This is a genomic window from Ruegeria sp. AWH4_226, from assembly GCF_056159225.1.
Window position 1 is genome coordinate 2532501 of record NZ_JBSWUU010000001.1, and the last position, 15643, is coordinate 2548143.

The 15643-nt window shown below is 57.1% G+C and carries 15 protein-coding genes; 9 read left to right on the plus strand and 6 right to left on the minus strand.

Features of this window, described 5'->3' with window-relative positions; translation table 11 throughout:
• Window positions 1-685 precede the first annotated feature (685 nt).
• Window positions 686-2305, plus strand: a complete 1620-nt coding sequence (locus ACXAET_RS12550) for a GMC family oxidoreductase (RefSeq protein WP_475185382.1) — start codon at window positions 686-688, stop codon at window positions 2303-2305.
• Window positions 2306-2308: 3 nt separating this feature from the next.
• Here the strand turns inward: ACXAET_RS12550 and ACXAET_RS12555 are convergent, their stop codons facing one another.
• The gene (locus tag ACXAET_RS12555; protein WP_475185386.1) at window positions 2309-3154 is read right to left on the minus strand and encodes an SDR family oxidoreductase; all 846 of its coding nucleotides are present in this window, start codon (window positions 3152-3154) and stop codon (window positions 2309-2311) included.
• Between the two features lie 89 nt (window positions 3155-3243).
• Between ACXAET_RS12555 and ACXAET_RS12560 the strand changes: the two genes are divergently transcribed.
• Window positions 3244-3876 carry a class I SAM-dependent DNA methyltransferase gene (locus ACXAET_RS12560; protein WP_475185389.1) on the plus strand — a complete coding sequence of 211 codons (633 nt, stop codon included), beginning with the start codon at window positions 3244-3246 and terminating at the stop codon, window positions 3874-3876.
• A gap of 4 nt (window positions 3877-3880) precedes the next feature.
• Here ACXAET_RS12560 and ACXAET_RS12565 read toward each other — a convergent pair whose 3' ends face one another.
• Both ACXAET_RS12565 and ACXAET_RS12570 read right to left on the minus strand, forming a co-directional pair.
• Window positions 3881-4870 carry a sterol desaturase family protein gene (locus ACXAET_RS12565; protein ID WP_475185392.1) on the minus strand — a complete coding sequence of 330 codons (990 nt, stop codon included), beginning with the start codon at window positions 4868-4870 and terminating at the stop codon, window positions 3881-3883.
• A gap of 11 nt (window positions 4871-4881) precedes the next feature.
• Window positions 4882-5637 (minus strand): class II aldolase and adducin N-terminal domain-containing protein, encoded by a 756-nt coding sequence (locus ACXAET_RS12570; protein ID WP_475185395.1) that lies wholly within the window; start codon window positions 5635-5637, stop codon window positions 4882-4884.
• A gap of 116 nt (window positions 5638-5753) precedes the next feature.
• Here ACXAET_RS12570 and ACXAET_RS12575 point away from each other — a divergent pair, with 116 nt between their 5' ends.
• The 4 genes from ACXAET_RS12575 (at window position 5754) to ACXAET_RS12590 (ending at window position 10454) form a co-directional block, all read left to right on the plus strand.
• Window positions 5754-6629 carry a LysR family transcriptional regulator gene (locus tag ACXAET_RS12575; protein ID WP_475185396.1) on the plus strand — a complete coding sequence of 292 codons (876 nt, stop codon included), beginning with the start codon at window positions 5754-5756 and terminating at the stop codon, window positions 6627-6629.
• 144 nt (window positions 6630-6773) lie between these two features.
• Window positions 6774-8576 carry an adenine deaminase gene (gene ade, locus ACXAET_RS12580; protein WP_475185397.1) on the plus strand — a complete coding sequence of 601 codons (1803 nt, stop codon included), beginning with the start codon at window positions 6774-6776 and terminating at the stop codon, window positions 8574-8576.
• Window positions 8573-10036, plus strand: a complete 1464-nt coding sequence (locus ACXAET_RS12585) for an AMP nucleosidase (protein ID WP_475185399.1) — start codon at window positions 8573-8575, stop codon at window positions 10034-10036. Before ade ends, ACXAET_RS12585 begins: the two co-directional genes overlap by 4 nt.
• 130 nt (window positions 10037-10166) lie before the next feature.
• Window positions 10167-10454 (plus strand): HU family DNA-binding protein, encoded by a 288-nt coding sequence (locus tag ACXAET_RS12590; RefSeq protein WP_068341148.1) that lies wholly within the window; start codon window positions 10167-10169, stop codon window positions 10452-10454.
• Window positions 10455-10528: 74 nt separating this feature from the next.
• Here the strand turns inward: ACXAET_RS12590 and ACXAET_RS12595 are convergent, their stop codons facing one another.
• Window positions 10529-10762, minus strand: coding sequence for a hypothetical protein (locus ACXAET_RS12595; protein ID WP_475185401.1), 234 nt, complete (start codon window positions 10760-10762; stop codon window positions 10529-10531).
• Window positions 10763-11098: 336 nt separating this feature from the next.
• Here ACXAET_RS12595 and ACXAET_RS12600 point away from each other — a divergent pair, with 336 nt between their 5' ends.
• On the plus strand, window positions 11099-11986 hold the full coding sequence (locus ACXAET_RS12600) for a DMT family transporter (protein WP_475185402.1): 888 nt from the start codon (window positions 11099-11101) through the stop codon (window positions 11984-11986).
• Here the strand turns inward: ACXAET_RS12600 and ACXAET_RS12605 are convergent.
• Window positions 11962-12483 (minus strand): glutathione peroxidase, encoded by a 522-nt coding sequence (locus ACXAET_RS12605; RefSeq protein ID WP_475185406.1) that lies wholly within the window; start codon window positions 12481-12483, stop codon window positions 11962-11964. The two genes, ACXAET_RS12600 and ACXAET_RS12605, sit on opposite strands and share 25 nt — an antisense overlap.
• A 143-nt stretch (window positions 12484-12626) precedes the next feature.
• On the opposite strand from ACXAET_RS12605, the gene msrB reads away from it, so the two are divergent.
• Together msrB and msrA are read left to right on the plus strand one after the other, a co-directional pair.
• Window positions 12627-13073: a peptide-methionine (R)-S-oxide reductase MsrB gene (msrB, locus tag ACXAET_RS12610; RefSeq protein ID WP_068341137.1), complete on the plus strand. Its 447-nt coding sequence runs from the start codon at window positions 12627-12629 to the stop codon at window positions 13071-13073.
• A complete protein-coding gene (gene msrA / locus ACXAET_RS12615; RefSeq protein WP_475185410.1) occupies window positions 13073-13582 on the plus strand; it encodes a peptide-methionine (S)-S-oxide reductase MsrA in 510 nt (169 codons plus the stop codon). The genes msrB and msrA overlap by 1 nt, the downstream gene beginning before the upstream one ends.
• A 21-nt stretch (window positions 13583-13603) precedes the next feature.
• Here msrA and ACXAET_RS12620 read toward each other — a convergent pair whose 3' ends face one another.
• Window positions 13604-15607, minus strand: coding sequence for a hydantoinase/oxoprolinase family protein (locus ACXAET_RS12620; RefSeq protein ID WP_475185413.1), 2004 nt, complete (start codon window positions 15605-15607; stop codon window positions 13604-13606).
• Between the last annotated feature and the right edge of the window lie 36 nt (window positions 15608-15643).

A 15643-nucleotide genomic window follows, 5' to 3' on the forward strand; every position in this document is an offset into this window, starting at 1 on the left:
CCAAACCGCCCACATATCTCTTCAGTTATCCATCAATGTCAAAGAACATAACACCAAGAGCCAAAAACCAGACCAGCGCGCCAAAACATCAGCGCCCCCGCCCAATCATAAACCCAAGATGCCCCCAGTCTCTCCCGAGCGTCCCACTGTCTCTCCAGTGCGTCCCGCCGTCTCCAGCGACCCAACAACCACCTCAGCAGCGCCGGTGAAGGGGTATTTACGGATTAGGTCTGGGACCTGCAACCCCCATTTTGAAAAAACTTCACATTTCTCAAGAGAAACCAATTAAACTCAATGAAATCAAATTGGTAAATTATATTTTTTCATCGTGAAATCGCACAAGCGCTGCTTGAAGCAGGAGAACAGGCGACATTTCGGCGAAATCGTACCCAATGCTTGGTATACACAAAAGCCGTACGCGAGGGAAAACACCGATCAAGATGAAGTCACGGACGAATTTAGCAATGACAACGCGAAAAACTGTGTTTGATGGCAATTCTTTAGTTTGAAATCGCGGTAACTTCGGCGGAAGCCAGGGCAGCAATCGGTTCCGCAACTGCGTCCCTTTGTAACCTTGGGTCACAAAGCATTTGTGGAGATTGTGTTTTTTCGCAGTTACGCCACTCTCTGTCCAGAAGTATAAGGCGGGCAGAACCATGCCCGTTCCAGCACCAAGGAGAGCGGAATGGAATTTGACTATGTGATCGTCGGCGGAGGGTCCGCAGGTTCTGTTTTGGCAAACCGGCTGAGCGAAGACCCCGACACGCATGTATGTCTGCTTGAGGCCGGCGGGCGTGGCGACGGTATTGTGGTGCGGATGCCGGCAGCCGTGGTTGCTGCGCTGCCGGGGCGGCCAAAGATCAACAACTGGGCTTTGGAAACCGTGCCACAGCAAGGGCTGAACGGGCGCCGCGGGTATCAGCCGCGCGGCAAGGTGCTGGGCGGGTCCAGCGCGATCAATGCAATGCTGTATATCAGGGGGCAGCGTCAGGACTATGACGGGTGGGCCGAACACGGCTGCACCGGATGGGACTGGAACAGCGTCCTGCCATATTTCAAACGGTCCGAAAATAATGAGGATGGTGCCGATGACCTACATGGCGACAGCGGCCCGCTTCAGGTCTCACACCAAAAAGAGCCCCGCCCTATTACGCACGCGTTCATTGAGGCGGCTCAACAGATGCAGCACCGCCGCAGGCAAGATTTCAACCGCGGCGACAACGAAGGCGTTGGTCTTTACCAGGTTACGCAATTCCACGACCCGGCGCGAAACGGTGAACGTTGTTCTGCCGCTGCAGCGTATGTCCATCCGGTGATGGAGCGTCCGAACCTGACGGTCATAACTCATGCCCACGCCAAGGAACTGACGTTTGCAGGAAAACGCGCAACCGGAGTAGTTTACAAGAAGAAAGCCAAAGGCGCAGACATCACGGTCACAGCGCGGCGCGAGGTGTTGATCTGCGCCGGAGCCTTCATGTCGCCGCAATTGTTGCAGCTTTCAGGGATCGGGTCGGGCACGGACTTGACCCGACATGGCATCGCCGTGCGTCACAACCTTCCTGGCGTTGGCAAGAACCTGCAGGATCATCTGGATTTCATACTGTCCTATAAAACCAGGGATACCGACAATTTTGGGATCGGAGCGTTTGCGACAGCCAACCTGCTGCGCCACCTGTGGCGCTGGCGTCAAACCGGAGTTTCAATGGCGGCCACGCCCTTCGCAGAGGGGGCGGGGTTCCTGAAAACGTCCCCGGATCTGGATCGACCCGATATTCAGCTTCACTTCGTTATCTCTCTGGTCGATGATCACGCCCGAAAGCTGCATTATGGCCACGGCTTCAGCTGCCATGTCTGCAAACTCCGCCCCGAAAGCCGGGGGACCGTCGGGCTAACCAGCTCCGACCCGTTTGCACCACCGGCCATTGATCCAGCCTTCCTGTCCGATGATCGTGATCTGGAGACGATGATCAAAGGAGCGCGCATGATGCGCGACATCATTCAGGCGCCTGCCCTTGAGAAATACCGGCACAAAGAGATGTTTGGAACCGACACCGCCCAGACGGACGCAGATTGGGAAGGTCACATCCGAGACAGGGCCGATACGATCTATCACCCTGTCGGAACCTGCAAGATGGGTGTGGATGACATGGCCGTGGTTGACCCCGAATTGCGCGTGCATGGGATCGAGGGGCTGCGGGTTGTCGATGCCTCGGTTATGCCGACTCTGATCTCTGGCAACACCAACGCACCAACGATCATGATCGCCGAAAAGGCGGCTGACCTGATCAAGGCCGCTGCGCGTTAAAGGTCAGCCATCGCTCATCAGTGCCTGCAACCCTTTGCGATAATCCGGGTACAGCAGGCGCACGCCCAGTTCATCCTTGATACGGTCATTCCTGACGCGCTTGTTCTCGCTGTAAAAGCTTCGGGCCATCGGTGTCAGGTCAGCTTCGTCAAACGGCACGGCCGGGGGCAAGGGCAGCCCTTGCAGCTCGGCCGCATAGGCGATTACGTCTTGCGGCGGCACCGGTTCATCATCGCACACATTGTAAACCGCGCCGGGATTCGGCGCAGCCATCGACGCCGCAAGAACTTGCGCGATATCTGCCACGTGAATGCGCGAAAACACCTGCCCGGGCTTTATGATGCGACGCATCCCCACACGCTTGAGCTTGGAAAACGGTCCGCGGCCGGGGCCATAAATACCGGCCAGTCGAAAGACATGTACGGGCAGTTCCGGGATGCCAAGCCATTGCTGCTCAGCCTTCAGCCGCCATCTGCCCCGCTTGGCCGTCGGAGTCGCAGGCGTGGTTTCGTCCACCCATGCGCCCTGATGATCCCCATAAACTGCTGTAGTCGACAGATATCCGACCCATTGAAACTGCTCAGCCCGCGCGGCGATTTCTTCTTTCAAGTCCGCCAGAACCGGATCGCCCTCTGCATTCGGCGCGGTCGAGATCAACAGATGCGTCACCCCATTCAAGTCCGGAGACTGCCCCGGCCAAACGAAAGGCTCCGCGCTGGATGCTCGAATCGTGTGGAATTGGGCCGGATCGCGTGTAGTCCCGCGAATGGTCCAGCCTCGGGGTGACAACAGGCGGGACAAAGCCTGTGCCGAATACCCGTGGCCGAAGGAAAAAAGAGTACCTGTCATGGCGCCCTTGATGCTCCGCAATCCCGGTGGATGCAAGCATCTGCGTCAGAATACTTGATCGAATCCTTCGATGCGCTTTTCATTGAAGCATGAGTAAGAAAACACCCAACCTACACGCCGCCTACGCACTGGACACTCCGGAAGACCATAAACGGTTATATGCCGAATGGGCCGGAGACTATGACGAAGGCTTTGCCGCGCTCGAAGATTATCAGCTGCATATCCATACAGCGCGCGCGTTTGTGGCCGCTGGCGGCCAAGGACCCGTTCTGGATGTAGGTGCAGGCACAGGCTTGTGTGGCGCGATTCTGGCTGGGCTGGGCGTCGGTCCGATTGATGCAACCGATATCAGCGCCGAGATGCTGGGCGAAGCCATGCGCAAGGCCATCTATCGAGACGCGATCGAAGCCGATCTGAACCAGGGCATTCCAGTCCCGGACAACAGCTATGCGGGCATTGTCTCGTCTGGCACGTTCACCCACGGTCATCTGGGCGCCGAAGCGTTGCCCGCCCTGCTGCGTATCGCCCGGCCCGGCGCACAATTCGCGTTGTCGATCAATGCAAAGCACTATGAAAAGATGCACTTCGCCGAAACTCTGCAAAGACTAACGCAGGGCGAGATACAAAACCTTACCCTGCCAGAGGTGCGCATTTACGGCGAACTCGCCGCCGGGCCCAACAAGGATGACACGGCGCTGATTGCGTTGTTCGAACGGACCTGACCCCCTAGGTGTACATCTGCTTTTTGAACGCGCGGGTGCGGATCGTCGCTTCGGCGGTGCCGTCATGATAGGTGCCAAACCATTTGTCGAACGGAATCTCGGAGGTGCCATAGTTGCACTCGAAATACCGGTGATGCAGTTGATGAAAGAAATCACCAGCGCGGGCGGCATCGGTGTTTCCAGCCCTCAGCTTTTCGAAGCCGGAATGCGACAGAACAGGGCTGATCTGCTGGAAATACGTGTGGAATAGCACGTGCAGCGGATGCGACGGCACGATCAGGTGGATAAAGTAGCCAGAGAAATATAGCAGGTTCTCGTACCAGTGGTTCGAAATGCCCGACCACGGCCCGATGTTCACGTTACGATGATGCACGGCATGGACGTGTTTGTAGAGCTTGGGGTGATGCGCCAGACGATGCACCCAGTAAAAGTGCAAGCCTGACCACATCGGAATGAATGCCATCCAGACAACACACCAAACCGGCGCGCTGGCCCAGGTCATGGTGGGCGCATATCCGTTGGCCATCGCCCAATAAATGATCCACTGGTACACGGTCGCCACAGTCATCGCACTGCCAAGGGTCCACCAGATATTGTCCCAGACCTGATTGCGGAAGGTGAAATTGCCATTGTTCCGCGTCAGGTCCCGGCGGTCGAACTTCTTGTACATGCCCTGTCCTTTGCGCATGTACAGCCACCAGTGAAGACCGCCCGCGATTAACACTTGGGGCACCATGTTCAGCAGCCAGATGCGAAACATCCAACCCGGAGCAAAGCTTTGCATTGTCTCTAACGGAGGGAAAAAGAAAACATATGCTGTTACGGCCAGCACCATGCACAGCGTCAGTGACGTGATTTGCAACCACGCACCGCTATACCATTTCAGAACAGCACTAGGTCGAGGGGGCCAACTGAATAACGGGTTCAGCCCTACAGGCTCTTTCGGGTGATAGTGCCAGCGGGCGGTTTCGGGATCCTGTGAGGCGTCGGTCATGTCGATACCCTTTATGTGGCGTAATCGGAGCCTTCGGCATCCAGCAGAGCTTTGATCTCGCGCAGATGCGCTTCGGCTTGGTCGGGATAGTCGTCCAATTCCTGCGCGGTCTTCTCGGCGATCTCGTCGGACAGCACACGCAGGGGTTGGCCGGTTTGAAGCGCGCGGATATAGGTCTCCGCCGCGCGCTCAAAATAGTAAAGGCGATTGAAGGTGTCCGCCGGGTCGCTGCCGATCACCAGGACCCCGTGGTTGCCCATGATCATCACCTTCTTTTTCGGATCCGACAGCATTGAGGCACAGCGCGCGCCTTCGCTTTCAAAAGCAAGCCCGCCAAACTCCTCATCAACCACATACCGGTTGAAGAACGTCGCCGTGTTCTGATCAATTGGTGGCAAACTGCTATCCGCCAGAGACGCCAGTACGGTGGCAAAGATTGAATGCACATGCATCACGCACCGCGCATGCGGGCATTGGCGATGGATCGAGCCGTGCAGCCCCCATGCCGTCGAATCCGGGGCACCGGGCTGGGACATGACATCCGGGTCATTGGCGTCAAGCAACAGCAGATTCGATGCTTTGACGCGGGCAAAATGCATCTGGTTGGGATTCATCAGGAACTGTGTTCCCTCGTCATTGACAGCCAGGCTGAAATGATTTGCCACGCCTTCATGCATGTTCAGCCGCTCTGTCCAGCGAAAGGTCGCGGCCAGATCTACTCGTTCTGTCCAGTAGTCGATGTTAGGGCGCAGGTTTGTGACGGTCATTGGCGTCTCCGATCAGGCTGACAAGGACTGAGGGACAGGGTGCCTTGGCAACCAGAGTTTGACCAACGAAAAATACGCAGGTAGAGCATTAGCTGAACTAATGGCAAGGTTATGTCATGCAGACACCGCTTCCGCCGCTTGGCTGGCTGCGCACGTTCGAAGCTGCAGCGCGCCATATGTCCTTCACCGGTGCGGCCCGTGATTTGAACATGACCCAAAGCGCGGTCAGTCAGCAGATAAAGTCTCTTGAAGGGTATCTGGGCCAGCCCTTGTTCCTACGTCGGCCACGGGCGCTGGAACTGACCGAGGCAGGCATCACCTATCTGCCTGTTGTGCGTGACGCTTTTCGGACACTGGTGCGTGGCACACAGGCGGTCACGGGCGCGCAGCAGAATGCGGTTCAGGTCCAAAGCAACATCAGTTTTGCTGTAAACTGGCTGGCTCCGCGCCTGCCGAAATTCAGAGCCGAGCATCCCGAGGTGCAGCTGAACATCTTCACCGACCTGTGGGAACCCCGCGAAATGGCCGAGGGGGCTGCGGTAGAGATACGCTATTCGCTGCGACCATCCGATACGGTGCGGACAGAATTGCTGCGAACCGACTACTATTACCCGGTCTGCGCGCCGGGCTATCAGGTGACGTTGGACACGCTGCAACAAAAACCACTATTTGACTGCTCAAACCTGATGTCCACTTGGAGGAATTGGGTTCAAGATCAGGGTCTGACGTGGGAAAATCCGCCCATTGTATATTCAACCACCTATCTCGTTAGCTTATCGGTTGCGATGTCCGGCGGTGGGCTGTGCCTGACACATGATACAATTGCGCGCGACCTGATTGAGCAGGGACGGCTGCGGGCACCCTTTTCCTATCGTGCCGAAATGCCCGAGGCCTATTACCTGCTGCTGTCGCCCCAAGCCGAAGATACTCCGGGCGCTGTCGCATTTGCCGATTGGGTTCGCCGTGAGATGCAGGTGGACCAACTACGGTAATCAAAAGTGCTCCCGCCCATCGTCGACGCCGCTGCGCGACATCTCCTTAGGTTGGGCCCGGCAGCGCTGACGCGCTGCGTGACGGTTTCATGATAGCTGTTCGACGGGGGTTGCACCTTTCTCAGCATTCAGGAAAGTTGCGTCATGGAATACACACCCTTCCCAAGCTGGCCCGAAGTCGCCCCTCGATTAATTGCCGTCGCCGCAGGGCGAGAGGCTGCGGATTTGGTTATCCGTGGCGGCATCTGGGTAAATGTGCACAGCCGTGAGACCTTGCCCAACCACGATATCGCCATCGCGGCAGGGCGCATCGCATTTGTTGGACCGGATGCATCCCATTGCGTGGGTCCTGATACACAAATCATCGAGGCGCAGGGCAGTTATATGTTGCCCGGCCTTTGCGACGCACATATGCATATCGAATCGGGCATGCTGACCCCGGCCGAATTTGCCCGTGCGGTGATTCCTCATGGTACGACATCGATGTTCACGGACCCGCATGAAATCGCCAACGTGTTGGGGCTGGATGGCGTACGCATGATGCATGACGAAGCACTGATGCAGCCCGTTAACATCTATACCCAAATGCCCTCTTGCGCGCCTTCAGCACCGGGGCTCGAGACAACTGGGTACGAGATCACGCCCGAGGACGTTGCCGACGCGATGACCTGGCCCGGTATCATCGGACTGGGTGAGATGATGAATTTCCCCGGTGTCATCCAGGGCGACCCCAAGATGCTGGCCGAAATCGCAGCAACGCAGAACGCCGGCAAAACCGTAGGCGGACACTATGCATCGCCCGATTTAGGGCCAGACTTCGCAGCGTATGTGGCCGGAGGTCCGGCGGATGATCACGAAGGGACATGCGAGGCTGACGCAATTGCAAGGGTTCGGCAGGGGATGCGGTCGATGATGCGACTGGGCTCGGCCTGGTATGATGTCGAAAGCCAGATCACGGCTATTACTGAAAAGGGGCTGGACCCGCGGAACTTTGTCCTGTGTACGGATGACTGCCACTCGGGCACGTTGGTCAACGAAGGGCACATGAACCGCGTTGTACGCCATGCAATTACCTGCGGCTGTGATCCGCTTGTGGCTTTGCAGATGGCGACCATAAACACCGCAACGCATTTCGGGCTGGAGCGTGAGATCGGCTCAATCACTCCGGGACGGCGAGCAGATGTTGTGCTGAGTTCGGACCTGACGGAGCTGCCCATCGAAATGGTCATCGCCCGTGGTCAGGTGGTGGCCGAGAACGGCGCGATCACAGTTGACTGCCCACATCTGAACTGGCCAGGCACCGCACGCAATACCGTGCATCTGGGCCATACACTGACAGACACAGATTTCGAAATCAAAGCGCCCGTTGGTGCCAACCGTGTGCAGGCCAATGTGATTGGCGTTGTTGAGAACCAAGCACCCACAAAGGCGCTGAAGGCCGAGCTTCCGATCATTGGCGGGCTTGTCGAAGGGGAAGGAGACGTTTGCCAGATCGCGTTGGTCGAGCGTCACCGCGCGACCGGGGGCGTGACCAATGCCTTTGTCTCGGGCTTCGGGTATCAGGGCAAAATGGCGATGGCCTCAACCGTTGCGCATGACAGTCACCACATGATCGTGGTCGGCACGGACCGCGAGCAGATGGCACTGGCCGCGAACCGTCTGGCCGAGGTCGGCGGCGGCATCACCATTTATCGCGATGGCGAAGAATTGGCTTTGGTTGAGCTTCCGATCGCGGGCCTGATGTCAGACAGCCTGGCAACCGATGTCGCGGCAAAAGCAGAACAGATGGTTGCTGCAATGCAGGCTTGCGGTTGCCAATTGAACAACGCCTATATGCAGCATTCACTGTTGGCCCTTGTCGTGATCCCCGAGCTGCGGATTTCAGACCTTGGTCTGGTGGACGTGCGGACATCTAAAAAGATCGACCTTCTGGAACCCCTTGCATGACGATTATAAGAACACCTGATGTTCCGACGCCGGAAACATTCAAAGACCCCGCTAAAGCAGTTGCTCGCCTGGAAGAGCTGTATACCCAAGCCACCCAATTCCTCTGCGACAGCTTTGCAGACGCGATGGATGGCGAGACACCAACCGAACGATACAGGGCCTATTACCCAGAGATTCGCATCAAGACCTCATCTTATGCGCAGGTCGACAGCCGACTGAGCTTTGGTCATGTATCGGAACCAGGCACTCATGCGACGACCGTCACCCGCCCTGATCTGTTCCGCTCATACCTGACGCAGCAGATCGCGCTGCTGATCAAGAACCACGATCAACCGGTAACAATCGGGGCATCCGACACACCGATTCCGGTGCATTTCGCCGTGGCCAACAATCCAGACCTCGTGGTTCCACATCAGGGGGCGGCCAGTTTCACCCTGCGCGATGTGTTTGACGTACCGGATCTCACGTCAACCAATGACGACATCGTCAACGGCGTACACGATGCCGAGGATAAGCCTGGACCGCTTTCGTTGTTCACCGCGCAGCGCGTAGACTATTCGCTTGCGCGGCTCTCGCACTACACCGCAACTGACCCTGATCACTTTCAGAACCACGTTCTGTTCACCAACTACCAGTTCTATGTGTCCGAGTTTGAAAGCTACGCCCGTGCGCAACTGGCGAACCCCGACAGCGGCTATACCAGCTTCGTCTCGACCGGAAATGCCGAAATCACGGACCCCGATGGCGTGATTGAGCAGCCTTTGAAACTGCCGCAGATGCCCACCTACCACCTGAAACGCGCCGATGGGTCCGGGATCACACTGGTGAACATCGGCGTTGGACCGTCGAACGCCAAAACTGCCACTGACCACATAGCCGTACTGCGCCCGCACGCCTGGCTGATGGTCGGCCATTGCGCCGGGTTGCGCAACACGCAGGCGCTGGGGGATTTCGTTCTGGCCCATGCCTATCTGCGTGAAGACAAGGTTCTCGATGATGATTTGCCGGTCTGGGTGCCGATCCCGCCACTGGCCGAGATTCAGGTGGCGCTGGAACAGGCCGTAGCCGAGGTCACGGAGCTGGAAGGTTATGAACTCAAGCGGATCATGCGAACCGGTACAGTTGCCTCGGTCGACAACCGCAACTGGGAATTGCGCGACCAGTCTGGCCCGGTACAGCGACTCAGCCAATCCCGCGCGATCGCGCTGGATATGGAAAGCGCCACCATTGCTGCAAACGGCTATCGATTCCGGGTGCCCTATGGCACTTTGCTGTGTGTGTCAGACAAACCGTTGCATGGCGAACTTAAGCTGCCCGGTATGGCTTCGGCGTTTTATACCACGCAGGTCAGCCGTCATTTGGCGATTGGAATACGAGCGATGGAACACCTGCGCGGCATGCCGCTAGAGCGTTTACACAGCCGGAAATTGCGTTCGTTTGACGAAACAGCCTTTCTCTGACGCAAAAAAGCAACGAAATCCCCCTATTTTTAGGGTTTTCAGCGCTACTATTCGTTGTGTTTGACCACAATATCCCGTTACAGTTACGCGGTGAGGCCCAATCTATCGGGCACGTTAAGGAGACCAAGAAATGGCAAAGCCTATGACAAAGACTCAGCTGGTTGCTGCTCTCGCTGAGGAAATGGGAACCGACAAGAAAGCCGCCAACAGCGCGCTGGAGGCTATCACTGGCCTGATTACCCGCGAAGTATCGGCTGGCGGTGCGGTGACCTTGCCTGGCGTCGGCAAAATCTATTGCCGCGAACGCCCCGAGCGCATGGTGCGCAACCCCGCCACCGGCGAGCAGTTCAAGAAAGAAGCTGACAAGGTGGTCAAAATGACCATTGCGAAAGCTCTTAAAGACAGCGTCAATGGCTGATCGCAGGTAAAATGAACAACGATGAAGGGCCACCACTCGGGGGCCCTTTTTCTATGATGTCAGTTTTGACGGCGTCAGTGAAGGCTCAACAATACTTCCAGATCGCGCCGGTTGAGTCGCGTCATCAACGAACGTTCATCCGCCGTCAGCTTTGCGTCGCCACGAATGTATTTCTCAAGATATGCGGCAATGTCGCTTGTCGGTCTGTAGTACAAGTCCGGAGAGGACTGGCTGAGTTCGTTAACAAGCCGCAGCAACAGTTTCTTTTGCTTTTCAGCATCAAGATCTTTGCGTTTTTCTTCCAACATTCTGTGGTTATCCCAGTTGCCCTTATTGGAAGATAGCGTAGCAGCGGGCGCTGCCAACTCTGACCCGCAAAACAAAACCCGGGCGAATTTACTCTGTTTTCGTTCAGGGTTTGGTCAGTGAGCCGATCAGATCGTTCGGAAATCTAGATTGAGAACAGTGTGTAACGCGCGCCTAAGCTATCGTTTTGTTTTTTGACAAGTGCGCGTCTTGTAACGCAACGCCAACCAACAAAATCGTGACTGCCATACCTGTCCTGAAGGCATGGTATTTTTGACAAGGATGCTTGCGACCCACCTGAAAATCAGAAAAAGTCCCACCGAGTTAATGGGGGACCAATGGATTTTCGCGCAATCGCCATGGGGCTGGTTTTTGCCTTCATCTGGTCGTCAGCCTTCACCTCGGCCCGGATCATCGTCGCGGATGCATCACCCTTGTTTTCATTGGCGCTGCGGTTTTTGATCTCAGGGTGCCTCGGGGTCGTCATTGCCCGTGTGATGGGACAAAGCTGGCACCTGACACGATCCCAATGGCGTGCAACGATTTTGTTCGGTATCTGCCAAAACGCCCTTTATTTGGGTCTAAACTTCTATGCAATGCAAACGGTCGAGGCATCGGTTGCGGCAATAATCGCGTCCACCATGCCCCTGCTGGTGGCATTTGCGGGTTTTCTGTTTCTGGGCGAAAAGTTACGACCTGTCGCGGTATTAGGTTTGTTTGCCGGATTCGCGGGCGTCGCACTTATCCTGAGCTCCCGCATCGGCGGTGGTGTCGATCTATTCGGTGTCGCACTGTGCTGCATCGGCGCTTTGGCGCTGACATTTGCAACGCTCACCATTCGCGGCGCCACATCCGGTGGAAACTTCATGATGGTGGTCGGGTTGCAGATGCTCGTGGGGTCGGCGGTCCTGTTTGTTGCCGCGCCCATGTTTGAGACAATATTTATTCACCCAACGGTGCCCCTTGCGCTGGCGTTCACTTATACGACGATTTTCCCTGGTCTGTTGGCCACTTTGATCTGGGTGTTGTTGCTGGATCGGATCGGGGCGACCCGTGCCGCAACCTTCCATTTTCTCAATCCGGTGTTCGGCGTCAGCATCGCGGCGATCCTTTTGGGGGAACAACTCGGACCGCTGGATTTTGTCGGGGTGGGGATCACCACTTTGGGCATTCTGGCTGTGCAGCTGTCGCGGCAGCCATCTCAGGGAAGCACGGCCTCGACCTGACGCAGCAGCTTTGTCGAATCCGGCCTGACATTCGATCCAAACGTGGCGACGACAGAGCCATTTTGATCAAGTAGCACCTTGTTGAAATTCCAACGCGGTGCAAACCCGGTCTCGGCCAGAACTCCCTTGTAAAAAGGGTGCGCATCCGGCCCGATGACCGGTGTGATATCGGTCATCGGCAGGGTCAAGCCAAAATTCACCTCGCAAAACTGCTTAACATCTTCGGCCGAGTTCAGCTCTTGATTGAACGAATCCGACGGAACGGCTAACACGACCAATCCACGGTCCGAATACTCTTCATGGACTTGTTGGAGTGCTTCGTACTGGCCGGTAAATCCACATTGCGACGCCGTGTTCACCACCAGAACCGCCTGACCTCGCCAATCCTCTATCGACAATGTGCCCCCGTCGATCGACGGGAATTCGCCACTCATCTGTGACGCTTGAACGGTGCGACCAATCAGGATTAAAGCAGTCAAAAGAAGTACACGAACCATTTCTACCCCTCCGATGTAATTAATATACGCGGCAACCGCCTACGTGGATCATTCACACGACACCGCGAGGCCGCTGAAATGGGGTTTTTATTTCCTCTTTGGCGCACCAGATTACATAACAGTCAAACCAAGCGGGAGGAACCATGACGCGTTTCACCAAATCCAGTGAAGCCATTGCTGCCTTGACGCCCGAACAGCTTCGCGTGACGCAACGCAACGGCACTGAACGTCCGGGAACGGGCGCGTACCTGCACAACAAGGAACCGGGCATCTACGTGGATATCGTATCTGGCGAGCCACTGTTTGCCTCGACCCATAAATACGAATCCGGGTGCGGCTGGCCCAGTTTTACAAAGCCAATCATTGATGAACACGTGCTGGAAAAATCTGACACAAGTCTTGGCATGGTGCGGGTCGAAGTACGCTCAAAACACGGCGACAGCCATCTGGGCCACGTGTTTCCTGATGGGCCGCGCGAGCATGGCGGCCTGCGATATTGCATCAACTCTGCCGCGCTGCGGTTCATTCATCGCGATGAGATGGAAGCCGAAGGGTATGGCGACTACCTGAACCATGTGGAGGATATCTGATGACCGAAGATCGTGCCGTACTGGCCGGGGGCTGTTTCTGGGGCATGCAGGACCTGATCCGCAAACTGCCGGGAGTGTCGCGCACCCGTGTCGGCTATACCGGCGGTGACGTGCCAAACGCAACCTATCGCAACCACGGGACCCATGCCGAAGGGATCGAGATCTTTTTCGATCCAACAAAAATCACCTATCGCGAATTGCTGGAGTTTTTCTTTCAGATTCATGATCCAACAACGCTGAACCGTCAGGGCAATGATCGCGGGATGAGCTATCGTTCGGCGATTTACTATGTTGACGACGCGCAGAAACAAGTGGCCCTGGACACGATTGCCGACGTGAATGCGAGCGGGCTATGGCCCGGCAAGGTTGTAACCGAAGTCGAGCCTGTCGGTGATTTCTGGGAGGCCGAGCCCGAGCATCAGGACTATCTTGAGCGTATCCCGAACGGCTATACCTGCCATTTCCCACGTGCCGATTGGGTTCTGCCCAAGCGCGACGCGGCAGAATAGTGGGGCAGCCCCCTGGCGGGGCTACCCTGACGCCACGCGAGGCCGACCACTGGCCTCAACAGTGACCATCGCCTCGACGAACACGTCTTGCGCTTCGATCCGTGCGGTGCGGATGTCCCGATCGACCACGACCCGGATATCCGCAGCCCCGGCTTCGCGAACGGCGCCTTCTGCCTGATCCCGCAGCACAGATTCAAGCATGTCCAGTGCCTTTTCGGATTCGGTAAAGTCTTGCGGACCATCTTGAAGATGAACCCTATAGCGCCCCTCGGACGGGGATGTCACCGTCCCGGACCGGCGCAGGGTCAACCGCCCGACCACGGCACCGATGGCGTTGGCCACGCCTGCGTGCTCAGGCAGGATCATCCGGGCGTGCAAGCGTTTGCCAACTGCCGGGTAATAGCTGGGGGCCGACGCGCCAAGCCCCACCACATCCACATTCAACGCTGCATCCAGCGCCAAAAGCCCGCGATGCTTTGACAAGCCCCTGCGCGTCAGTACATGGCGGGCTAATTCGGCGGGTGGCAGACCGAAATGCTCTGCTTCTTCGGCAAAAGCAGTCTCTAATAAGGTCAAAACGGTCTGTTCCGTTAGCTCATTTACAATCATCTCCGCCAGGTTTCCGGGGGTGGCTGCCAATCTGTCACCAGTTCCCACACGCTTGCGCGCCATCAGTTCCAACGCTTTCCCGGCAGCTTCTGCATCCCAGCTATCCAGTCGACCCAGTACGTGGCTGGCATCTGATGGGGTGACGCCCGAAACCTGAACGATCCCTCGATCCACCAGACGCGTCAGGGCGCCGTTCTCCATACGGGTGCGCAACAGATCGCTCAGCGGCATAACCCGGTCTCCCAACCGCTCGATCAAAGCCTCTTCGCGTCCACCCAACCCCCCGGCGTGAATACCGGGAACAAGCCGCGCAAAGCGCGTGTCATGTTCACCAACAGTGGTCGACCGTAGCTGCGCATCCAAAACTGCATGAACGATTTCGGGGGCTTCTGACGCAATCAACGAGACAGGCACCACCCGCCGCGGCCCCAGAAACACGCCGCCGCCCAAGCCTTCGGTCACCGCATGCACCTGACTGTCACCACCTAACCCATGCGTCCGCATCGCCACGGCCTCGACCATGGTTCGAAACCCGCCGACCTGTGCACCTGCTGGATCTATCGCCGGTTTCCCATCCCGGATCAGTGCAACATCCGTGGTCGTGCCACCAATATCAGAAACCAGCGCATTTTCGGCCCCCGTCAGCCAGCTAGCGCCAACAATGGACGCCGCCGGACCGCTTAGGATCGTTTCAATCGGTCGCTCGCGCGCTTGCTCGGCACTCATCAATGCGCCATCGCCGCGTACAACCATCATCGGGGCGGTTATTCCAAGTTCCAATAGCTGATCCTGAGCCCGCCCGATCAAGCGGTCAATCATACCGATCAAGCGGGCGTTCAATACCGCTGTAACGGCGCGTTTCGGACCGTTTAGCTTGGCTGAAAGATGATGCGAACACGTCACCGGCGCACCGGTCCTTTCCGCAATGAGTCGCGCGGCCTCTAACTCATGAGCGGGGTTGCGCGTGGCGAATTGAGCGGCCACCGCAAAGCCAGAAATGCCTTTGTGAGAGACTAAAAACGACTCCAGCGCCGCAATGTCCAGTGGAGCAGCCTGTCCTCCGGCATGGGTATGACCGCCTGATAAGACGAGGGCCGGGTCACCTTTCAGCGCATCCTTCAGACCGTGCTTATCAAGGTCGTCTTCCTTGAACCCGATATAGATCAGCGCCACGCGCCCGCCCTGCCCCTCGACCAGTGCATTCGTCGCCAATGTGGTCGACAGCGATGCCATCGAGATTTGCTCTGGCGCCACCTGCGCCGCGTCCAGAACTGCCTGAATCGCCTTACCGACGCCAATTGCCAGATCAGACCGCGTCGTCAGGGACTTGGCCGAGGCGATCACCTCACGCTCATCCCGGATCAGAACCGCGTCCGTGTAGGTTCCACCCGTATCCACCCCCAAAGCCAGCGCCATCGGGAACTCCTTCCTGTTCGCTGTCGTTGGGTGTAA